At 51.0% G+C, this 22,634-nt stretch carries 12 protein-coding genes; 7 read left to right on the forward strand and 5 right to left on the reverse strand.

Annotated features, from left to right (window positions below):
- Positions 1 to 15: 15 nt before the first annotated feature.
- Both QQK89_RS05285 and QQK89_RS05290 read left to right on the forward strand, forming a co-directional pair.
- Positions 16 to 1,800, forward strand: coding sequence for an extracellular solute-binding protein (locus tag QQK89_RS05285; RefSeq protein ID WP_284237432.1), 1,785 nt, complete (start codon positions 16 to 18; stop codon positions 1,798 to 1,800).
- A gap of 23 nt (positions 1,801 to 1,823) precedes the next feature.
- The gene (locus QQK89_RS05290) at positions 1,824 to 3,383 is read left to right on the forward strand and encodes a hypothetical protein (protein WP_284237592.1); all 1,560 of its coding nucleotides are present in this window, start codon (positions 1,824 to 1,826) and stop codon (positions 3,381 to 3,383) included.
- Between the two features lie 413 nt (positions 3,384 to 3,796).
- Here the strand turns inward: QQK89_RS05290 and QQK89_RS05295 are convergent, their stop codons facing one another.
- The gene (locus QQK89_RS05295; protein ID WP_284237433.1) at positions 3,797 to 4,858 is read right to left on the reverse strand and encodes a Gfo/Idh/MocA family protein; all 1,062 of its coding nucleotides are present in this window, start codon (positions 4,856 to 4,858) and stop codon (positions 3,797 to 3,799) included.
- A 130-nt stretch (positions 4,859 to 4,988) separates the two neighbouring features.
- Positions 4,989 to 7,295: a helix-turn-helix domain-containing protein gene (locus QQK89_RS05300; protein WP_284237434.1), complete on the reverse strand. Its 2,307-nt coding sequence runs from the start codon at positions 7,293 to 7,295 to the stop codon at positions 4,989 to 4,991.
- Positions 7,296 to 7,602: 307 nt separating this feature from the next.
- Between QQK89_RS05300 and QQK89_RS05305 the strand changes: the two genes are divergently transcribed.
- The 4 genes from QQK89_RS05305 (at position 7,603) to QQK89_RS05320 (ending at position 15,711) form a co-directional block, all read left to right on the forward strand.
- Positions 7,603 to 9,210, forward strand: a complete 1,608-nt coding sequence (locus QQK89_RS05305; RefSeq protein ID WP_349816710.1) for an extracellular solute-binding protein — start codon at positions 7,603 to 7,605, stop codon at positions 9,208 to 9,210.
- 75 nt (positions 9,211 to 9,285) lie between these two features.
- On the forward strand, positions 9,286 to 10,185 hold the full coding sequence (locus QQK89_RS05310; protein WP_284237435.1) for an ABC transporter permease: 900 nt from the start codon (positions 9,286 to 9,288) through the stop codon (positions 10,183 to 10,185).
- A 19-nt stretch (positions 10,186 to 10,204) separates the two neighbouring features.
- Positions 10,205 to 11,074 carry a carbohydrate ABC transporter permease gene (locus tag QQK89_RS05315; RefSeq protein ID WP_284237436.1) on the forward strand — a complete coding sequence of 290 codons (870 nt, stop codon included), beginning with the start codon at positions 10,205 to 10,207 and terminating at the stop codon, positions 11,072 to 11,074.
- Positions 11,075 to 11,133: 59 nt separating this feature from the next.
- Positions 11,134 to 15,711 carry an Ig-like domain-containing protein gene (locus tag QQK89_RS05320; RefSeq protein WP_284237437.1) on the forward strand — a complete coding sequence of 1,526 codons (4,578 nt, stop codon included), beginning with the start codon at positions 11,134 to 11,136 and terminating at the stop codon, positions 15,709 to 15,711.
- A gap of 232 nt (positions 15,712 to 15,943) precedes the next feature.
- Here the strand turns inward: QQK89_RS05320 and QQK89_RS05325 are convergent, their stop codons facing one another.
- Genes QQK89_RS05325 through QQK89_RS05335 form a run of 3 tightly spaced genes read right to left on the reverse strand, consistent with a single transcriptional unit; the run spans position 15,944 to position 21,602 of the window.
- Positions 15,944 to 16,924: an alginate lyase family protein gene (locus QQK89_RS05325; protein ID WP_284237438.1), complete on the reverse strand. Its 981-nt coding sequence runs from the start codon at positions 16,922 to 16,924 to the stop codon at positions 15,944 to 15,946.
- 20 nt (positions 16,925 to 16,944) lie between these two features.
- Complete coding sequence (locus QQK89_RS05330) at positions 16,945 to 20,931, reverse strand: glycoside hydrolase family 2 protein (RefSeq protein WP_284237439.1); 3,987 nt, start codon at positions 20,929 to 20,931, stop codon at positions 16,945 to 16,947.
- The gene (locus QQK89_RS05335) at positions 20,928 to 21,602 is read right to left on the reverse strand and encodes a hypothetical protein (protein WP_284237440.1); all 675 of its coding nucleotides are present in this window, start codon (positions 21,600 to 21,602) and stop codon (positions 20,928 to 20,930) included. Before QQK89_RS05335 ends, QQK89_RS05330 begins: the two co-directional genes overlap by 4 nt.
- Before the next feature lie 147 nt (positions 21,603 to 21,749).
- Here QQK89_RS05335 and QQK89_RS05340 point away from each other — a divergent pair, with 147 nt between their 5' ends.
- Positions 21,750 to 22,622, forward strand: coding sequence for a helix-turn-helix transcriptional regulator (locus QQK89_RS05340; protein WP_284237441.1), 873 nt, complete (start codon positions 21,750 to 21,752; stop codon positions 22,620 to 22,622).
- Positions 22,623 to 22,634 lie beyond the last annotated feature (12 nt).

A 22,634-nucleotide genomic window follows, 5' to 3' on the forward strand; every position in this document is an offset into this window, starting at 1 on the left:
GGGGGACTTTGTCCGATGAAAAAAAGATGGAAGAACGCCGGTACAATGACATTGGTCGTTATGCTGAACGCTTTACTTGCCGCTGGCTGTACAATAAGCAACAACAGTAACGGGAGTCCAAGCGAGCAGAGCAGTGAAGCTACTAATTCGGCGCAAGAGACGCATTATAGCTTGTATGCGCCGGCTATGACGACGCCGATTAATCTCGATGGCCCAATCACGCAGGAGGTTATGAAGCAATCCGGCGTACATTGGGATAAAGTCGAGATCGGCAACGGCGGCGATTTGTCACAGCAAATTAACCTTAAGCTTGCTGGCGGCAGTCTATCCGATGCCATCATATTGCCGTCCGACAGTCTCGTCTGGTCGCGCCTCATAAACGAGAAGAAACTTCTTCCGCTTGATGATTATTTCAACAAACCCGATCAATATCCGAACCTGGCCAAGATCGACAAACGAATTATCGATTATTGGCGCGCAAGCGATGGTCATATTTACTTCGTGCCTTCTGCCTATGAGCCGGTTATCGATAATCCGTCTGCCTGGCAGGGCAATGCGCAAGGCTTATGGATACAGAATACGGTTCTGGATCAGACCGGTATGACAACGGATGACTTAAAGACGGTTGACGGCTTCGAGAAATATTTGAACGCGGTAAAAGACTTGAAGGATGACCAAGGCCGCAAGCTGATCCCGCTCTCTCTCGGCGGTGAGAACTTCGCCGGATTGGAAATCGTCATGTCGATGTTTGGCGTTAGAAGCACGGATAACGGTTACAACGAGCAGCCGGACGGTACGGTTATACCGGATTATAAGCTTCCGGGCTTCAAGCAAGCTTTTCAATGGCTGAATCATCTTAACCAGGAAGGACTCATTGACCCGGAGACTTCCTTCCAGAAGAAGGATCTATTCAAGGAGAAAGTGAATAATCTGCGCTTTGGAGCCATGCTGTTTGGCGGATGGGATAACCCGAACGTGACAACGCTGAAGAACAAAGGTATTGCCGAAGCGATCACCTATAACGAGCTGAAGAAGCAAGGCTTCCCGGACGGCTGGTTCTATCCGGTAGCCCTCCCAACGAATCCGGATGTCAAATTGGCTCAATATGCGAATTATAATCCGTTCGGAACGAACGGAACGGGACTCAGCACGGCAATTAAAGATCCTGACCGGCTGATGAAGGGGCTTGATTGGATGCAGACCAATGAAGCGTTTGTTCTCATGGAGTATGGTCCTGAAAGCATGGGAGCGTACAAGCTGGAGGATGGCGCGGCCGTTGAGAATTATGAAGTATTCCGAGGTCCTAAATACTGGGGCGGAGACAACGGCGGAATGGCGAGCGTTACGCAATATGGCTTCTGGTGGTGGAAGAACTTGGCTAGCGTAGGCAGTTCGCATATTAAGACGATGGAATCGCCATGGCCAGCCTACAACGCGATGCTCTACCAGGCGGAAGAAATCAACCATAAGCAGGGGACATTCGGATTGACGCCAAAGGCAGCCCGCATTAAGCCGACCATCGGCGGAACGGTTGAAAAGTACGGTCCCGTTCAGGGCGATATTCGTTTGAAATATTACGCAAAAATGCTGCTGGCAAAGAGCGATAAAGAGTTCGAAACCGCTTATAGCCAATTCCTTGATGAAATGAAGGTTCGTGGCCACGATGAGGAGACGATCGCCGAGTTCAACAAGGCTTATCAGGCTTACAGCGATACGCCGGCAGGCAAAATTACCGTAGACATCAAGAAGACTCTTCCTCGCAATGTCTACAGTGACGAACCGGCTATTATTGGGGAATAACGATTGGAGCGTGATTTTTGACCATGAAACCGCATAATCAAGTTAATATTATTAACTTCATTCGAGGCGTGGAGCCAAGAGATCCCATCGACCTGATTGAGCCGGTGAGAGAGCAGCTGGCGCTTGTGCAGAAGCACGGGCTGCCGGCGACCTGGCTGCTTCAATATGATGCTTTAATAAATCCTGATTTTACGAGCTTGCTTCTTCAGAGCGCAGATGAATCGCAGGAAATCGGCGTATGGCTCGAGGTCGTGCAACCGCTGGCGGAAAAAGCCGGCATTCCGTGGAGAGGCCGCTTCCCTTGGGATTGGCATGCGCATATCGCCTTTACGGTTGGTTATACGCCGAACGAACGGGAGAGGATTGCCGATGTACTAATGGAAGATTTCAAATCCGTGTTCGGCTATTATCCGAAATCGGTTGGCTCCTGGTTTCTCGACGCGCATGTGCTGGGGTATTTATCCGATAAATACGGCATTCAAGCTTCCTGCAATTGCAAGGACCAGTGGGGGACGGACGGCTATACGCTTTGGGGAGGCTATTATAATCAGGCTTATTATCCTAGCCGCCTGAACGGCTTTATGCCGGCGCAGACGAAGGAGCTCCAAATTCCGGTACCCGTGTTCCGCATGCTGGGCAGTGATCCGATCTACCAATATGATGCCCGGCTTGGCGGTAACGGCCAGAGCGTCATTACGCTAGAGCCCGTCTATTCGGGAGCAGAAGGCGGAGGCGGCATACCCAATTGGGTCCGGTGGTTCCTCGATGTTAATTTCCGTGAGGAACAAGTAGCCTTCGGGTACACGCAGGTAGGCCAGGAAAATTCCTTCGGGTGGGACCTGATGAAGGACGGTCTTGTGGATCAAGTGGAGCAGCTGGCCAAACGTCAGGCGGCAGGAGAGCTGCAAGTCGAGACGCTAGCTGACTCCGCCCGCTGGTTTAAGGAGCAGTATCCCCTCACGCCGGCTTCCTCGATAGCAGCGCTTACGGATTGGAGAGAGGAGGGGCGTCAATCGGTCTGGTTTTATAATCGCTTTTATCGATTCAATCTGCTCAATAATGACGGCGAGCTATGGATCCGCGACATTCATTTGTTTGACGAGCGATATAAGGAGCGGTATTTGACCGAAACCTGTCCTAATAAGTTCAGCCACTACGATACGCTGCCAGTCGTGGATAGCGCCCGCTGGAGTGAAGGGGATAAGCCGGCAGGTTTGCGGCCCGTCTTCTATGATCAGGAAGGCCGGGTGCATCCTGTGACGGTACAGTCGGTCGAAACCGATGAATCGGTAGAAGGCGAGCTTGCTATTCTGATAAGCGCGGATGGAGGGGAGACGATCCGAATCCGCTGCTCGGAGCAGAATATTTGCTTTACTGCCAGCAGTTCCGCGTGGGGACTTGAGCTATTATGGAGTGATTCATCGGAGCTGCCGAAGATGCTGCTTCGCAACGATGAAATCCAATTTGCATTTCATGATCACGATTATCGGGTTCAAGTTATAGGTGCAGAGTCACCGGTATTCCTGCCGGACGCAGGTATCTCTTGCCGGGCGATGGGACGCGATATTATTTTGCAATTCTAGCATTTCCAAATGGAAGGGGTATCCCATAAGTCATGTAAATGACGATGGGACACCCCTTTGTTTATATTTGGGTTAAACAGTAGCTTACGCATTAAATGTTCTTCCGATCGCCATTGCTCAGGGATTCCTTTGAATCAATGAGGTATGGTTGGCATCCCTTCACAAAAGCGAACGCTTCAAAGCTTTCTGAAAGAAAGCTACTTCGTAAGCATGTGCTTTGCTTCTCCAGAATCATTTAATGCTCCTTCTACCCTTAACCTGGTCATAAAATGCTCAAACCAAAAGAAGCCGACCCTTGTTAAAAGGGATAGTTAACATCCGGTCTGGTGGCTTTCGCTTGCCCATAATTTGCTTCGAGCAAACCTCTTTTGAGACGCTGCGACAATAAGTAAAGCATTGCATTTGGATGCAGCCTAAACCGTTTCGCCTTGAATCACAACAGGTTGTCCGGATGCGACCGCTTCGTCGATCGCAATGGAGAGGCGAACATCAATCAAAGCATCGGAGAGGGAGTAGAAACTAATGCCTTCCCGCACGTAATCCGACATACGCGACATGCTTTGCGCCATTGCAATCTCTTCATCCGAGAGAGAGGCCGGATAATACGGATTGCGGAATAGACTTGTCGAACCTGTCCGCAGCTCACGGAGCGAAAGCGGAGCCAAACTTCCTTCCATGCCATCTTGCACTCTTCGGATCGTATCCGTAACGAACTCTCCGCTGCCAAGGCTATAGGTAATTTCGTTATCCCGGATTTCTCCATGAGAGCCGCGAATTAATATCCGGTTATGCCGGATCGGGGAGAAATATTGGGAGCGGGCAAAGTCGAGAACGGCGCTTTTTCCATCAGGGAAAGTAAGGATCGCAATATCATGAATCTCGGTCTCGAGCTTGTCCTCTACGGCACGGCCGCGGTTCGGCACTTCCAGAATAGGAAGCTCAAACTGTCGGGCGGTAATCTCGCATGCCGCGCTTGAAACCGACAGCCATTGCCGAATCAAGCCGATCCCATGAATGCCATGCCCGGCGGATACTTGCACGTGCTTCACTTCGCCAAGCACACCGGAACGGATAAGGGCGGTCCGAGCCGCATGATGCGGCTGCAGCGGATATTGCTCGGCAATTTGGACCGAGGCGCCGCGGGCAGCCAGGTCAGATACTCGCTTAATCCCTTCCTCGTCAAAGGCTGGCGGCGTTTCGGCCAATACGGGAATGTGCAAGGAGACCAGCTCTTCGAGCAGCTCGGGAACGGCGTTTTTGGATACGGCAGCAATCACATAATCGCAATGCGGCGCCAGCTCGGCAGCCGAACTATACAGTTTCAAGCCCCATTTAGCGGCGGCTTTCTCATATTTGGAAATATCTCTTACGACAATACCAACGGCTTCAAATAAGTGCGGGAGTTGCTTGGCGATCCGAAGATAGGCTTCAGCCCGCCATCCAAATCCAATCAATCCGAAACGAACCGGTTGCATGAACAGTTCCTCCTAAAATGAATTACCACCTACAAAAAGGCAAGGGTTCAGCCGTTTGTGGTGATTCATGCTTCGTAAGCATTAACTTAATGAATTACCACCAACAAAAGGCAAGGGTTCATAAAGCATATCAAATGTGATCGTGGGAGAGCAACTTCTCGGCGGCTTGCTGCTGCCGGTATTGCCCCGGCGTAAGTCCCGTGCGGGACTTAAAGATTTTATTGAAATAGCTGACGTTCGCATAACCAATCTCATGGCAAATTTCCTCGATGGTTACATTGACTTGACCAAGCATCTCCATCGCTTTTTTCATGCGTAGCTGGATGAAATAATCATTAATGGTCATCCCCGTCGACTCTTTGAAGATACGGCTTAGATAAGAAGTACTGCGTTCTACGTATTCGGCAACGGTGTCCACCGAAATATTGTTATTAAAGTTCGCGTCCATGTATCCGATCGCCAGCTGCAACGTGACATCCGTCATTTTGGAACGTTTGTCACGGTGGTAATCGGTAATTTTATCGCACATCTCCATTAAACCTTGTTCCATATCTTTGAGCGTCTCTGCGCGGGCTAACAGATCGGCGTAGGCGGACCTGCTGCCGAACACGGAAGCCACATCGCCACGGGACTGGACAAGCGTCTTGACAATCTCTCCGCTAAGCTGGAAGAAGAGCTGCTGAATATTGGCTTTGCTGAGCTTCTTGTCAATGGCGGCCTTGGTAATCTCGCGTATGGTCTGGAAACATTCCTCTTTATCCGTCTGAAGTAGCGCCTGCTGCAGCTTGGCTTCCAGGTCATACGGATAGTAATAAGCTTCCTCTTCCTCCGATTTCCAATCGCTCAAGATGGAATAAGACAGTACTTCGCCTTTGCCGATGTAAATTTTCAGGTTCAACACGGCAATCGTCTCTTCATAGGCCAGTCGCACCGCTTGTTCCCCGGAACAGATTCGGCTGACCGCAATCGTAACCGTAAGCCCGTATTGGGTCAACATATGCTGCTTGAGGTTTCGGGCATAATCGAGCGGGAACTCTTCGGATTCCGAGGGAACGGCCAAGAGGATCACCGTTCTCTTATCGTCCTTGGCAAACACCTCTCCGTCGATATCCGCTCCAAGCTCATCCATAAAGCCATAACGAAGCAAATGAAAATGGAAGACATCGTCTTTAACCGGATAGGGCTCCTCGAGTTCAAGGGTTAACAGGGCAAACCGGCTGAAATCAATCCGGAGTCCAAGCAGCTCCGCGGCTTGACCGTTTCCGCCGCCGCCTTGGATAAGATCGTTCAAATATTTCTCTTTAATAGCCGTTCGGTTATCGGTAAGGAGGGAGTCAACCTGCCTTTTCTCCGTGGCGAGCGTCTCCCAGCTGCGGATCATCTGATCGAACCGCTGGCGGATGAACCCGGCTTCGTCACTGGCCGCAAGCAGCTTGGCTGCGCCTTCCCGCTGATCGCCGGCGTTATTCTCGATATAAGAGATGACGCTATGCAGCGGCCGGTACAATCTTCGGGATACGAAAAAGGAGATCGCGATCGCAGCGGTCAAATAAACAGCCGCCACGGCAATGACAATCGTCTTGATACGGCTCATCCCTTGAAGAAGAGCGGACTTCTCCGTCACGTCAATAAACTTCCATCCGGTTAACTCGGAGGTCGTGTAGGAGATAATTCGGTCCGAGTCGTCGACATAAGATCCGTTAGCCGCATGAAGCTGATTTAGGTCGACAGCGTGAAGAAGACGGTCTCCGTCAGCAGAATCCGAATACAGCAATTCGGAATTTGCGCCAAGAACGAGAGTTGTGCCTTTTTTGTTATGGTAATGGCTCAAGTAGTCGTTAAACAGAAGATCCAGCTTCAAGTTGATCACAATAGCGCCGTTCACCTGGCCGATGAGCGGCATTTTTTGAAGCAGGCTGGCCGCTTGATGGTCAGGCGCGAAGCCGTCTTTTCTTCCCGTAATCCAAAGCGAGCGGTTTGCGGATGGTTGTTTATAGAGATCCAGCCAGGATTGGTCTGCAAAAGTAGAGATCGGAGAAGTTCGAATTTCCTGGCGCGAAGTAAGGACAAGATCGAGAGGCTCGTAATACACATAGACCGAATCGATGTAGGGGCTAATTTTTTTCTGCTCGGCAACAAATCCGGTTAAGTCGATGAGCGAGCTGACGCTTAACTTGCTGCCTTTCGTCTGGTAAAGATACGACTGGGTGGAAATCATGCCCGCCGCGTTGTATTTAATGGAGGTCAATTCTTTGTGGATGAGTTCTTGCTGCTGAGTGAGGACAGATTCATTGTATGTAATCGCATTCTGAATGCTGTTATCCGCCGAGATGGAATACGTAACGGTTGCAATAAGAACTACAGTAATGACGGCAATCGCCGTTAACGCAAGCAGTTGCTTTACAAACATGCTATTTTGCTTGATTGAGCCCGGCATTGCATACTCCCCCTGTCTCAATGTTTGCGCTTACATAATGAAGCGCCAAGCCATAGACGCTAATACGGGGATTATATCACAGTTGGGCCTGATGGATAGCGGATGCGCGAAAAACATACAAAAAAGAGAAAAACATAAGGCCATATAAACGGCAAATAAGCGGAAAAACATAAAAGAGAATCGGAATAGAGGATTGAGAACGCCGGTGGAGAAGGCTATCGTAAATATTGTAACCGCTCCCATAACCCGGCCGGGAGCCAGAGCCTGGATGCGGTCCATTATACCGAATCAATAGGGGGAGATTGAATTGCAAATGAGACGACAGACGATGGGAAAGGCCGCTTTGGCGGCAATCGTGGCGGCGGGCTTGCTCGCGGGCTGCAGCTCCAACTCGAATAACGGCAATACAACTAATAATACAAAAGAATCAAACACAAGCCCAAGCGCCAACGCGAGTGAACCGGCAGCGACGAAAGAAGCAACTGCCAAGCCGATCGAAATTACATGGGGGATCCATTTCCAGGCAGCCGGTGTTGTTGAGAACACACAAGTTCAGAAATGGCTGGAACAGAAATTTAACGTGAAGATCAAGCCGGTGAAAGTAACCGATGCCAGCATCGCGTCCGGCGATGTTCCGGATATCTTTATGCTAGGGGATCCGGCGAACGTCTCGGCCTATCAGAACCAAGGCGTGCTGTCGAGCATTGATCCTGCGATGCTGAAGGAACAAATGCCGGAATATTACGCCGATATCGAGAATAACAGCAAGCTGTTCCAAACCGTTACCTTTAATGATCAGCTATGGGCAATTCCAATGTATATTGATTCCAAGAAGCCTTACGATCTGGGCATGCTTTGGCGCAAAGATTGGCTGGACAATGTCGGGATTACGAAGGTTCCGGAGACGCTTGATGAATTCGAGAAAGCCGTATACGCCTTTGCGGAGAAGGATCCGGACAAGAACGGCAAAAAAGATACGTACGGGCTGACCGGTACAGCCACCTCGACTTGGTCCTCCGGTTTCTATTCGATCTTCGGGGCGTTTGGCGTGGAGCCAACGATGTGGCATGAGAAGAACGGCGAGATCGTCAATGGCTCTGTTGCGCCGGAGACGAAGGAAGCGTTGGCGAAGCTTCGGCAATGGTACGCCGATGGCGTAATTGATCCGGAATTTATTACCGATACGCAAGATTCATACCGCAAGAAGCTCTACAACAACCGCATTGGCGTAATTGAAGAGCAGATTGCGAAAGGCGCGCTGCCGGAAGGCGGTACCGTCACGGAGATGAAATCCTTAAGTCCAAACGCGGAGCTGGTCTTCTCGAAAAATCCGAAAGGCCCGGGCGGCGAAGGTTCATGGGACTGGGGCGTAAAGAGCAATTTCGTTGTCATCGGCAGCAAAGTGAAAGACCAGCCCGAGAAGCTCGCGAAGCTGTTCGAAATTCTGCGCGCGGAGAGCAACGATGAAGAGACGATCAATATGACGACTCTTGGCGTGAAGGGAACGCATTGGGATTTTGCGGAGAGCGGAGCCGCTTCCGGCGCAACGAAGTTCCTTCCGTCGTTTGAGAAGCAGGAGCAACGCGATCAGGAAGGCATTCGTCTCTTCTCGCTCGGCAACATTACAACGCAAGCCTACCGTCAGAAATATTCCAATCCGAAGCTGAACGAAGCGATCAAGACCTATTCTTCCGCTCCGAACCTGACGGATGCCCTGCTCTTCTCGGTATTGCCATCCGACGGCAAATACAAGGCAGACCTGACTTCGCTTATGCAGAAATATTTCGCCCAGATTATTAGCGGCGAAATTCCGCTTGACGACTTCGATAAGTTTGTAACGGAATGGAAGGCTAGAGGCGGCGACGAGTTAACGAAAGAAGCCAATGAGCTGTACCAGGCGCAATTCAAAAATTAACCTGTTCCGCGGTCCCGCAAGAGTGAAAGGCTTGCTCTTGCGAGCGGTCCGGGCAAGGTTGCAAGGAAGTGTAGCATGAGGACGATACGCAAGCACGGAGAGCTGTTCTCGTTATTTCTATTTTCCTTTCTCTTTTTCTTTATTTTCAAATATGGTCCGCTATATGGCGTGATCATTGCGTTTAAAGATTTCAAAGTGGTAGACGGCATTTGGGGAAGCCCGTGGGTAGGGTTTCAGCATTTCCAAGAGTTGTTCCAGAACAGCGACTTTTACCGACTGCTCAAAAACACGCTTCTGCTTAATTTATATTTGCTCCTTTTTGCTTTCCCCGCGCCGATCATTTTGGCGCTGCTGCTGAACGAGGTCCGGTCGCGCTATTTCCAGCGCTTTATTCAGATGACGATGTATTTGCCCCATTTCGTATCCTGGGTCATCATGTCGGGGCTTATCATCTACTTCTTATCGCCAACGACCGGGGTTTTGGCCGAGATCGTAGGCTGGTTTGGAGGAAAGCCCGTCTTCTATATGGGCAAAAAAGAATATTTCCGCTCCATCGTTGTCATTTCCGCCATTCTGAAAGATTTGGGCTGGGGCTCGATTATTTATTTCGCAGCTTTGACGGGGATTAATCCGGAGTTGCAAGAATCCGCGATTATCGACGGGGCAAACCGTTGGCAGCGCATGATCAAGATTAACATCCCGTCGATTATGCCCACGATTTCCATCATGTTTATTCTAAGCTTGGGCGGTTTCTTAAGCGCGAATTTCGAACAAATCATTAACTTGCTTAACCCGGTTACGTTCGAGACCGGCGATGTTATCGATACTTATGTCTACCGGGTAGGCCTGCAGCAATTCCAATACAGCTACACGGCCGCGATTGGTTTGTTCAAATCGCTGGTTGGCCTTCTGCTTATTCTCGGCGCTAATCTGCTTGTCAGAAAAGCTAGCCGGGGGGAGAGCGGTTTATGGTAGGGACAGGAGGGAAATGTTCATGAGGGCCACCAGATGGCAGGATCGTATCGCCCCCGGCATTATTTATTTCGTACTCGCGGCATTAGCCGTTATTGTTGTCTATCCCTTTATACATGTCATCTCCGTTTCGTTTAGCGGACGCGGGGAAGCGCTCCGAAGCGGATTTCATTTCTTCCCGCGGGATGCGGAGTGGACCGCATACAAGGAGCTGCTCCAATATCCGTTTATCTGGACCGGTTATTCGAACACGATATTCCGCATGGTAGTTGGTACGTTCCTGACGCTGATCGTAACGGTGTGCGCAGCTTACCCGTTGTCGCGCCCCGATTTTCCGGCCAAACGGATGCTTACGTTGCTGTTGCTCTTCACCATGATTTTTGACGGCGGAATCGTGCCTCATTATTTGCTCATGAAGGATTTGCATTTGCTCAATTCTCTCTGGGTTTATGTGCTGCCGACTGCGGCAAATGCGTTTCAGGTGCTGGTTATGTTGTCTTTCTTCCGTTCGCTGCCCGATGCTCTGATCGAAGCGGCCCGTATTGACGGAGCGAGAGATATCCGTATTTTGTTCACCATTGTACTGCCGCTGTCGATTCCGCCGCTCGTGACGATTGGGTTATGGTCGATGGTTCACCATATCAATGCGTTTATGGACAATTTGCTGTATGTAACCGACCAATCCAAGTTTGTGCTGCAGCAAGTCGTCCGGCAGATTCTAATTGAAAACAAGGTAGATCCGTTTACGACGGCAACCAATTTGACGCCACCGGCTCCGGAAAGTCTAAAGATGGCTTCCGTCATCGTGTGTACGTTGCCCGTGCTTGTCGTTTATCCATTCCTGCTGAAATACTTCGAGAAAGGAACGATGATTGGATCGGTAAAAGGCTAAGCGAAGGGAACCACAAGGTTCCCTTTCTATTTGTAGAACCAAGGAGGAGTAGATCAAGCATGATGAGGAAAATGATGACAATGGTATGTCTATTGGCGTTGCTGCTAGGCGGGCTGCCGGCCATGGGCGTGCAGGCGGCGGAAGCTAAGAGCACGGGCACAGCCTCCAGCTCAAGCGGCAGCTCGAGTGAAAACGCCGGTGCGACCTTTTACGTCTCGCCAAATGGAAGCGATTCCAATTCTGGCGCGGAAGAGGCTCCTTTTCTAACTTTGGAGAAGGCAAGGGACGTGATTCGTCAGTTGAAACAAAGCTCGGGGTTGCCAGATGGCGGCGTTACGGTCTATCTAAGAGGTGGCGTCTACAGCCGGATCGGAAGTTTTCAGCTTGAGGAGCAAGATTCGGGTACGGCGGATAAGCCAATTACATATAAGGCTTATCCGGGGGAAGCGGTCAGGCTGAGCGGCGGGCAGAATCTGGACAAAAGCTGGTTCGAGCCCGTAACCGACGAAGCGGTATTAAACCGAATCATTAGCACGGATGCCCGGACGAAAGTCATGCAAGTAGACTTGAGCGCGCACGGCATTACCGATTACGGCGTATTAAGCCGGCATGGGTATTACAAAGCGAACGATGTCAGCCAGACCCCGCCGATGGAGCTGTATGTCGAAGGCCAAGGCATGACGCTGGCCAGATGGCCAAACAACGGAACGGTGCAGATGGGCGATATTGTTGATCCCGGTCCAACCCGCAAGGACGCTGATCTGCAGACAAGAGGCGGCACGTTCAAATATACGTACGACCGGCCGTCGTTATGGACGCAAGCGGACGATATTTGGCTGGACGGGATTTTCGGATACAGCTGGGAATGGTCGTATAACAAGGTGGCTTCGATCGATACCGCCAACAAAACGATTACGTTAGCTTATGGGGAAATGAGCGGGTTGTTCAAGAACTGGTACCCGGACTTTCATTTTGCGCAGAACTTATTAGAAGAGATCGATATGCCAGGGGAGTATTACGTAGACCGCAGCCAAGGCATTCTGTATTTCATGCCTACCGCTGCTTTCCTGCAGAAGGATCATCCCGAAATTACGGTAACGATGCTGAAAACGCCGATGGTCAACACCGTTAATACGTCTTACGTGACGTTTGAGGACCTCATTATGGAGAACGGCCGCGATTCTGCGGCGGTCATTATGGGCGGCGACCATGTTCAAATCGTGCATTGCGAGATCCGCAACTTCACCGAGGGCGGCGTGCGCATCAATACGCAAAGCCGGTGGTTGTACGATGATTTCGCCAAAGCGTCCGGGGTGAATCATGCCGTTATTGGCACGCATATTCATCATATCGGAGGAACGGGCGTTATATTAAACGGCGGCGACAGGCTGACGCTGGAGCCGGGCAATAACGTGGTGGAGGACAGCCACATTCATGATTTTGCCTATTACCATAAAGCTTATAATCCCGCCGTCATCCTTACAGGAGCCGGAAACCGAATCTCTCACAACGAAATTCATGACGCCCCTCATCCCGGGATCCTTATCTTTGGCAACGATCATGTCGTGGAATACAACAATATCTATGACGTGTGCAAAACATTCTCCGATCTTGGCGCGATCTATATGAATCTAGGGGCATCGCCGCAGGAACGGGGCACCGTGATCCGAAGAAACTATTTCCATAATATTGGCGAAGGCAAAGCCGGCGTGCAAGGGGTTTACCCAGACAATTTTACGATGGGCATTACGATTGAGGAAAATATTTTTTACCGGATGGGCAATTCCGCGATTCTGAACAATGGCGGCGCCCATATCCGCACAACCAATAACCTTTTTATAGACGCCAAGGTTCCTTATGAATATTCGGATATGTACCTCGGCGACGGGCCGGATCAGCAAATCTCGAAAAACTACATGGGTCCGTGGCATGCTTTATTCGACAAGTACAATAATTTCGTAGGCATGCCTCATTTGACGAAATATCCGGAGTTGGCGGACTTTTTCACGGAAAACAGGTATTATCCGGACACTAATACGTTCCAGAACAACGTCATCTATAATCCGACTAAGACGATAAGCAGCGCAACAAACGCAAACGGCGCTTCCGATAAGCGCAATCTGGTTCAATACGCCAACAACTGGGTGACGAATGTGGACCCCGGATTTGTGAACCTGGCTGGCGGAGATCTGAACTTGAAGGCCGACGCGGCGGTGTTCCAGCAAATCCCGGGCTTTGCGGATGTCCCGTTCAGCGAGATGGGACTGACTGACAAAGCGGGCACCTACTTGGCTCCCGAATCAATTCCTGTCGAAGGCGTAGAGCTGTACGATGACAATCTAACGATCGGGATCGGCAAATCGTATGATCTGCATCCGGCCGTGCTTCCTTGGAACGCTTCGAATACGGCTCTTCAGTATACATCCAGCGATCCATCCGTTGTGAAGGTCGATGCAAACGGCACCCTGAAGGGAGTTAATCTGGGAAGCGCGACCGTTACGGTTGTATCCGCAGACAATCCGCTTATTCAAGATGAGGTTCAAGTGACCGTTGAGGTCGGAGACGGCATTATGGACGATACGGATTTCGAGAATGGAAGGAACAGCTGGCCGACCGATCCGAACCGGAGCATTGTAGACGTTGGCGGCGGCAATCACATGTATAAGCTGCTCAAAGGTGCAACCGCGCTGAACGATAACGACTATAGCAATTACGAGCTGAACTTCAAGCTGAAGACACCTCCCGTTATTCCCGAGCTTGCTACGTTCTATGTGTTTGACCGGTTGAACCCAAGCGGCAGCGGAGGAAGAATCGGGTACCGGAAGTTTGCGGACGGAACCTCCTCGTGGATTCTATATAATGCTGCATGGGCAACGATTAAGCAAAATACGCTGCCTACTCAAGATCTGCTTCCCGATACCGCATATGACATCAAGATTATTGTAAAAGGACAGGAGGTCAGCGTTTACGCCAATGGGCAACTGAAGCTGAAAGCTTCGGATCCGGGCTTTAATGCTTCGGGTAAAGTCGGCTTTTATGCCGGAGGTTTTGACTATCTGTTATTTGACGATATTATGTTCAACGTACCTACTACCAACGTGGCCGGTTTGTTGCTCGATAAGAGCAGCGTAAACATGGTCATCGGCGAAAATCAGCAAATGCAGGTTCAATTCGATCCGTCGGACGCCGCCGACCGGTCTGTTAACTGGCATTCCGCCGATCCCAATATTGCGTCCGTAGATGAGAACGGGAAGGTAACGGCTTTGGCCAAAGGAGAAACCACGGTTACGGTAACCTCTGTTGCCAACCCGGCGGCAACGGCTTCCGTTCGAATAGTCGTGTCGGATATTTTGCAATTTACGGATTTTGATTCGGGAGCAAACGGTTGGCCGGTTGATCCGAACCGAAGTATCGTTACGGTAAACGGCAATAAGATGTACCGGATTGTTGCAGGGGCTTCGGCTCTTCATCCGAAGGTTTTTACCGATTATGATTTGACCTTCAAGCTGAAGACGCCTGCCGTGATGCCGGCTCAAGGTACTTTCTATATTTATGATCGCTCCGCATCCGGAACATCCGGCAAGGTCGGCTACCGGAAGCTGGCGGATGGCACGTCGCAATGGGTATTGTACAATCCAAGCTGGACCGTGCTGCAAACGAAAAACTTTGCAGGTCAGGATTTGCAGCCAGACACGGATTACACGATCAGAGTCGTGGTCGACGGGGCGAGCATCCGGGTATATGTGAATGGCGAACTGAGACTGGACGGCACGGACACCAAACATAACGCATCGGGAACGGTAGGTTTTTATGTAGGCGGCTTCAGCGAGTTCTGGTTTGACGACGTTAAGTTTACGCTGATTGACCGGACGCCTCCGGTAACGACGGCTACCTTGTCCTCCGAACAATCGAGCGAAGGCGGGGAATGGTATACGCATCCCGTCACGGTTAAGCTCCAAGCGGCGGACGAAGGAACTGGCGTAACGGGAACGGAATATAGCACCGACGGCGGTGCAACTTGGCAGCCCTACCAGAGCCAGCTTGTATTCAGCGACGACGGGAGTTATTCAATCCTCTATCATTCCGTAGACTCGTCGGGAAATAGGGAGGACAACAACACGATCGGTTTCAAGCTGGATAGTCTAGTACCTCAAGCTTCTGTTTCGGGGATCGAAGAGAAAGCGTATGCCAATACGGAAACTTTGAATCTGTCCTGGACGGTCTCGGATGCCGGGTCCGGAGTGGACGAAGGGAAAACCATCGCGCAACTGGACGGTCAGCCGGTACTTGCCGGAACAACCATCCCGCTGTATACGCTGGCTGCCGGGCCTCATACGTTCACCTTGTCCGTAACGGATATAGCTGGCAATACGGGGGAGAGTACGGTCACCTTCACTACTTATGCGGATGCCGGTACGCTGAAGGAGCTTGTTGCTCAGTTCTACGGGATGGACTGGATTGACAATCACGGAATCGCGAACAGCTTGACGAAGCAGCTGGATAATGACAGCCTTGAAGCCTTTATCCATCATGTCGAAGCGCAAAGCGGCAAACATATTCAGGCGGAAGCCGCCGCCTATTTACTGCGGGATGCTGAATGGATCTCGCAAGGGACAGGAACGGAAAACGTAGTTTAACCGTGAGGGCAATCGGGAAAAAGCGGTACAGAGGTAACCTCTGGACCGCTTTTTCCATGCGTACATTGGATTTTCTCCAATAGAATTCTGCTTAGAGCAGCATTTAATGAGCCACGTTGGATTTCCTCCAATCAAAAGCGAACAAATAGATGGCAGTACTTTCAACTCTCGCAGTTAACAAACGAGGGCTATTCCAACGTCATAAATGACCGCGAAATAGCCCTCGTTATATTTATATAAGTTCCGGGAACACCCAAGCGTACGATTGAAAATAACCGCTGTTTTTGTTCCGGTTGCCGATAATCGGGCGGTAAGGGGAGACGAATCTATCGTACTGTGGATCCTTGTATATGTTGAACATAGCTTCGTACAAATCTACTGGCCAAGTTTGGGAGGTGAGTGGGGCAGGGAAGTTCTGCCCTTTCTCATAAGGCCATTCTCCGGCGCGGCCGTCGGCATAATACAATAGCGTATCCAGCGCTTTCTTAATATGGTTGCCGCTAGGCGAGGTCCAATGGAACAAGTCTTCGCCGGTATAATCCAGCACTTGCTTGGCGGCAGCCGTAAGCGGAGCAAGGGCGAAATAATGGTACCAGATCGAATTCGTGCCTCTTAACGTCTCTTCCGGAATGTAGCCGCTAAGCGACAGGGAGGAATCGATATGCGACTTCAGTTGAACAACTTCTTCCTGGAACCCGGTCTGATCATCGAGGAAACGATAGAACAATAGCTGAGCGTATAGGCTCCAGCTCCACCAGTTGTTCCGAAGCGGGATACGATCCCACAAAGGCAGGAGCACATGTGTGACCCAGTAGACGAACTGATCCTGATCGGCTTTCAGCCATCCTGGATAAGCCTTCAACCACTCCGCTGCTTGAAGAAAACCGGCTCCCAAATAAGCGGAGACTAGCGGACCGTCCTTATCCGCGAGCTCCTTGTTCACCGAAGCCCAGCCTTGCAGCAACTCCACCGCTTTGTCCGCATAAGCGGGTCGGCCAGTCAGCCGGTAAGCTAGAGCCGTCGTATAAGCAGCTTGCGCATCGGCCTCCATTAGCTGCTTGGCAGCTAAATGTCCCGCGGTATCGAAATAAAAGCCGGGAATATGCCAGACGGGAACGGCATGACAGCTCGCGGACAAACTTTCCTCGGCTATGCGGAGAAGTTCCGTCTTAACGGCTGCATTTGGCGCTGTTGCGAGATCTTTATTGGTCATTTGCATACTCTCCTTCTGTTCTATTTGGGCTGCACTTCGTCAAGAGTCAGCTTGTACCCGAGATGCCTCATCGGAGTGCCGTCCAAGTTCTTAAATACCATGGCGAGACGAATATGTTCCTCCGCGCCATCCACGATCGCAATCAGTCGATTGATGCCGGCTTGTAGTCTAATCTCTTTCTCTGGCTTGGGCACTAGACTACCGTTCATATAAATCTCGCACGCGCAATTTGTTGTTAATTCGAGTTGGCCAACCTTCGTTTCCGCTGAAGGGTCAACCAAATAGACGAAGCAGCTGAGAAACCAGCGGTCTCCATTCGGATGAAGGATACGGAACGTGCCGTCGCCCACGCGCCGCTCTTTTTTCTGCATCCAGCCGTACAGTCCTTCTCCCAGATTGTTAAGCGAAAATTCGGGATCGATATAATAAGCTTTCATCGCTTCAAAATCGACATAAGGCGGGCACGGCATGGCCATGATCTTCTCGACTGCCCATTCGCTGCTGCCTTTAACGGCTGACAGGAGTTGATCCTCAAAGGCGGCGCCGAGATTAGCCAGCAATCTGGTATAGAGCCGAATTGCCTTATCACTTTCCGGTTCGATTAGGAGCTGAGAAAGCACAACCGTGCCTTGCCCCGTTTGCATCTGAAGGACATAATGGCCGGCGGGCTGCTCCTTCTCCCGATTCAGCTCTACAAGCGCCAGTCTGCTATATTCATCGGTATGCTGGTTTATGAAATAATCGTACCATGCGGTGCCCTCAACGCTTTGGCACAACACGTCAATGCCGTCTGCCGAGAGGTTATGCGAAGCGAGCGGGCGATTAACAACATCACGCGGAGACAAGAAAACCTTGTCATAGCCAAACAGATCAACCGGACTAAAGCCTTGCATCGCAGCCGAGGAGTAATCCGCTTCGAGGTGATAAGTCTGTTGTTCCGTGACAATAACAGGTCGATTAAGCAAGTAGGACAAAGCTGCTTCATCCGGTCCATCTACCACAGGTAGGATAACAACTTGACCGCCTTTTGCCGCGTATTCTCGTAACCCTAGGGCGAATTCAGAACTCGTCAGAAGCTTAGGTTCAACGATCAGCAGTTCGTACTCATCCAAACTGCTAGTCGGAATACTAGAGAGCTCATCAAACGAAAGTTTAATGGTCCGCAGGAAAATATCAGACGCACCACCTGGTTCTATGAGCGCTCCAGTACGGCTGGCAGCCGTGGTTCTGATGCTTCCCGCATAAGCGAGCAAGTTGCGCAGCAGGAGGCAAGCTTGCGGCACGCGATAGAAATTAGCCATCAGCTCAAGCTGATTGGCAACAAAGAGACCTTGCCCGCTTCGGTATTCCAGAAGCGGCGACCATAAATCTCCGCCGTCACCAAAGTCGCCAGAGCTGCATTCCAGAAGCATCGTGAAATTGCCCAATACGGGTTTCTCGAACGCGGCATGGATGATTGGTAGCGGACCGTCTTCCCGCAATTGTTCGTGCCAGAACATAAAGTCATCGTTATTGAGATCTTGAAGAACAGGGTGACTGTAATCGCCGGCATGGGCCCGCATGAAGTCCTGCCGTGAGATTGCCAGATTCCCGAAGGACAGATGAAACTGCTCGAGTAGTACTACCCGTCCGCCATGCTCGACATACCGGTTAAGCGCCTCCTCAAGCCGTCCGTCCGTATCTTCCAAAAAGCTGCCCACTACGAGAAGATGCCCGGGGTCTAGCTGTTTGATCTCATCCGGTGCGATCTCTTTGCAGGACGGAATCAACTCGCGAATGGTGAGGTAGTCTTGTTTGCCGCCCGTATATGCGACTGGCCTTGCAAGAGTAATAGGTTCGTATTTATATCGTGACGGATATAGCTTAAAGCTCAGATCCAGTTCATGTACCGTTACGTTGCCGTGAAGCAATACCGCCCGGAATTGAAGCGGAGACATATCGCTTAAGGGCTCCGGGTTCCAAGTTGTTGCAACCGTCACGCGTGTGGCCGGTGCTTGGCTGAACTCGAACCTCTCCTTATGAATAAGCTTGCCTTCCTGCCACACTTCGCAGATAACAGTGGCTTGCTGGTTATACAGCGTATCGTTATAGACATCGAAATTTCTAACGATTGGCTCATCATCAAAAAACGAGTGATTATACTCCGCCGGAATAATCGTTGCAGGCTTAAAAGCAGCGGCGAGCTTATCAAATGAAGCATTTTTCCGGTACATCGGGTATTCCTCCGGCAGGAGGCCGTTGTTCAAGGTTAAGGAATACCGCGGAATCATTTTCAGTTGCGGGCTTATTTCTTCTAATGTAGACGATAGAACCGGGATATCGCGTTCGGGCATGGCTCGCATGAAATAATGGGCGAAGTTGAAGGTAGACAGACCGGTTACCCCGTGCCGTCTCCCATATTCAAGAAACAAGCGTTCTTTCTCCGCTAGACCAATCGAACACTCTTCCGTATCCTTGTAAGCAAGGTGCCCGACGTACATGCTGCTGTTCTGCGGGCAAATATACCACCACCCGCCATGTTCGCCAAATACGAGTGGCGCCTTGCGATCCCAATCGTCAATCGTGCCATCAATGTTATAATGCCGGCTTTCTACTTCCGTCAGCTCTTGGGCCAGAAGCCGGTTATCCCCTTCAAGAATAATCGGGCGGGTAGGGTCAAGCTCGCGAATGATCGACATCATAGACGGAATATGCTGCTTGAAGCCGTCTCGGCCGTCAACCCAGCGCATCTCGTTCTGCAAGCTCCACAATATAACGGAAGGATGATTGTTGTCCCGTTCTACCAATCTCCGGATATGATCTTTGCAGTTCGTTATAAAAGCAGGGTGATCCGCCTGCATCGATTTGCTAGAGCCGTAGATGGCGGTCTCGTCAACGAGCAGCATGCCTTCCTCGTCGGCTATATCCAGATAATAGGTTGGATGCGGCTCCGCATGAAGGCGAACGCAATTGACGCCGGCTTCCTTGCACATGCGGTACCAGTTCCTGACGTACTCCTTCGTTTGCTGGATGCCGCCTTGGAAATGCCAGGAATCGCCCCGCAGGTTAATCGGAATTCCGTTGAGATATAACGCTGGACCAACGCAAGTAATCTCGCGGAACCCAAACCGCTCCTCCCGCCGGTCGAGAATGCGGTCGCCATCCAGTAATACCAGCTCAAGGAGGTACAGATGGGGGTGATCCGGATCCCATAGCTTGGCATCGGGCCAATCCATAGAGAAGTCAGCCACGCTTAACGAACCATTTCTCTTCCAATTGTTCGAAGCAACCTCTGCCGATAGAGCAGGAGAGCCTTCCCCAAAGCCGTTATCCCGTACATGGAGCTCGATTCTTAGCGAGGAATGCTCCGAATCCGCATGCGGGCTGCTGACTTGGGCGTTAACGTCAAGCCTGCCGTTCCGGACGGAAGTGCGGATCGTGACATTCGAGAGCGCTATGACGGGCTCGTTTTCCAAATAAACGTCTTGCCAGATCCCCCTGGCTAAAGCGCCAAACCAAGATCCAACAAGCCCGGTTACCTTGAGCTGGCCGGAAGGCAACTTCACCTTGTCGAAGTTGCCGCAGACGACATGCAGATGATGGCTGCTTCCCGCTTGAATCCGGCCCGTCACTTCCACGCGAAGCGGGAGATACCCGTCTTCCCATACCGCGATCAGCTGATCGTCCAGATAGATGGCGGCTTTTTGCATAATGCCGTCAAATCTTAGAAAATAGCGTGACTCCTGTTCATCTCTGGCGTCCGGCACTTGAAATACCCGATGAAGGACGCCAACATCCGCCCGCGCCCACTCTTTCGGGTAACCGTATAGATCGTAAGGAGCGTATTCGTGCTCGGATATTTCTCCGAAACTTTTGCCGGATGCCCGTACATAGGAGGACCGCCAGCTGGAAGGGACCTGCACCTTATGTTGTTCAAAGACGATGTGCTGGGGAAGCGAAAACCCGGATTGATGTTCATAGAGAGGCATGAAATCCCATTCACCGTTCAAACTATACGTTTCTCTCATCGTACCTGCTCCCCGCCAATTGTTTCGTTGCCTTGCAGTTGAAATAGGAGAGGAATCTCCAGCCAGATCAAGGAGTGGCCGGATTCTTCTTCCCACGGAATGAAGTGGGGATCCATCGCTGCCTGCCATTCGGAAGGCGTATGCGAGGTCGTCAACTTGCCTTCATAAGGCGGCGGTTCGATCGTGGCTGGCGATTCCGAATAGAAGAACATAAGATTCTCATGCAGAGCAATCATGCCGTATTTGTCGCCGTCTCCGGGACGCTCTTCCTGGTACTGATAGTGGTAAAAAATATAACTGGCCACTTGCTCGGGTTTCAGCCGGGCTATCCGGGCAAAAGGTTTTGATACTGGCTCAGTACGGCGCCAATGCTCCTCGCTGACAGGTTGTAGGTAATGGAAAATGTCCATCATCGGCACCCATCTCCGGGGCATGTCCGCACCTGGCCAACACTCCAGTCCGGACTCGCATGGCTGGAAGAGATAGTGGGGATCGGCGTCCTTGAGAGGGCTTTCATAATAAAGAAACAAGCGGGAATTAGAGTGGAACAAGCTGAGGTGATGGATGCTGGATTCCTTCATCCGGTCATGGAGTAACGGAATACATTCGCGAAAGTAGGTTTCCGGATCGATAACAGATCGGCATTGCGCCAAATAATGATAACGGTACATAAGACACCTCCGGTTTCCTTTGCAGAGCAAGGTTCAACGATAATGCCGTTCATCTCATTGCTGCCTTCATTATATAGCCGGACGGATTATTCTCTGTTGTGCTAAGATATAACTAAATTGCGATTATAGCTTGGGAGTGAGGGAGTAGTGGCGTCTCATATCGAGCATGTGGACCCGGGTCACAGCAGCTTTTTTCTAGCTTTCCGGGATGAATTGGCGGAAGATCATTTTGTTCGGTTCCATGCCCATCAAGGTTTGGAATTGCTATTTATTCATGAAGGCCACGGGGTGGTTGAGGTGGAAGGCAATCGTTACGAACTAAGCGGCGGTTCGTTATATTGCTTCCAGCCCTATCAACTTCATAAGCTGGAAATTCCCCGCCGCAAGGATACCCGGTATGTCCGGACAAATCTGACCTTTGATCCGAGATATTTGGAGCCTTATCTGGCCTCTTTTCCAAAGCTGCGATCTTTCCTCCGTTATTTGTCGAGAGGAGCGCTATCGACACCCAAGTTTGCCTTTGCGGACGATCTGTTCCTCCCATTAATGGAGCATCATATGGCGTCGCTACAGGACAATGGGGAGGACCAGGAATCCCGCATCTTATTGCTGATTTCCGTGCTCCGTTATCTTCAAACGTCGGTGATCCCTCAGCCCGAGCTTTCCCCGGAAGAGTGGTCTGCCGCCAAAACCGTTCATATCGAAGCGATGATGGATTGGATCGAAAGGGAGTTCAGGCAGCCTTTCCGCTTGGAGCAACTCGCGGATGAGCTGCATTTGTCCGCTTATTACGTCTCGCATCTCTTCAAGCAATATACGGGAGTGACGTTGACGGATTATGTAACAGCCAGAAGAATACGCGAAGCTTGCGCGCTGCTCGGGAGTACCGACATGCCGGTGCGGCAGATTGCCCACGAGACGGGCCGATTAAGCGCCCCTTATTTCTGCAAGCTGTTCAAGAAACATAAAGGGATGACGCCGCTGGACTACAGGTCCGCGCTTCATGAAGCGGCTAAGTAGCCAGGCCTTCGG

Origin of the sequence: Paenibacillus glycanilyticus, from assembly GCF_030161375.1 — a bacterium.
In the GTDB taxonomy this organism is placed as follows: domain Bacteria; phylum Bacillota; class Bacilli; order Paenibacillales; family Paenibacillaceae; genus Pristimantibacillus; species Pristimantibacillus glycanilyticus_B.

Excerpts from the sequence above, each read along its gene's own strand:
- QQK89_RS05285 (WP_284237432.1), top strand. The coding sequence starts at position 16 with ATGAAAAAAAGATGGAAGAACGCCGGTACAATGACATTGGTCGTTATG.
- QQK89_RS05290 (WP_284237592.1), top strand. The coding sequence starts at position 1,824 with ATGAAACCGCATAATCAAGTTAATATTATTAACTTCATTCGAGGCGTG.
- QQK89_RS05295 (WP_284237433.1), bottom strand. The coding sequence starts at position 4,858 with ATGCAACCGGTTCGTTTCGGATTGATTGGATTTGGATGGCGGGCTGAA.
- QQK89_RS05300 (WP_284237434.1), bottom strand. The coding sequence starts at position 7,295 with ATGCCGGGCTCAATCAAGCAAAATAGCATGTTTGTAAAGCAACTGCTT.
- QQK89_RS05310 (WP_284237435.1), top strand. The coding sequence starts at position 9,286 with ATGAGGACGATACGCAAGCACGGAGAGCTGTTCTCGTTATTTCTATTT.
- QQK89_RS05315 (WP_284237436.1), top strand. The coding sequence starts at position 10,205 with ATGAGGGCCACCAGATGGCAGGATCGTATCGCCCCCGGCATTATTTAT.
- QQK89_RS05320 (WP_284237437.1), top strand. The coding sequence starts at position 11,134 with ATGATGAGGAAAATGATGACAATGGTATGTCTATTGGCGTTGCTGCTA.
- QQK89_RS05325 (WP_284237438.1), bottom strand. The coding sequence starts at position 16,924 with ATGACCAATAAAGATCTCGCAACAGCGCCAAATGCAGCCGTTAAGACG.
- QQK89_RS05330 (WP_284237439.1), bottom strand. The coding sequence starts at position 20,931 with ATGAGAGAAACGTATAGTTTGAACGGTGAATGGGATTTCATGCCTCTC.
- QQK89_RS05335 (WP_284237440.1), bottom strand. The coding sequence starts at position 21,602 with ATGTACCGTTATCATTATTTGGCGCAATGCCGATCTGTTATCGATCCG.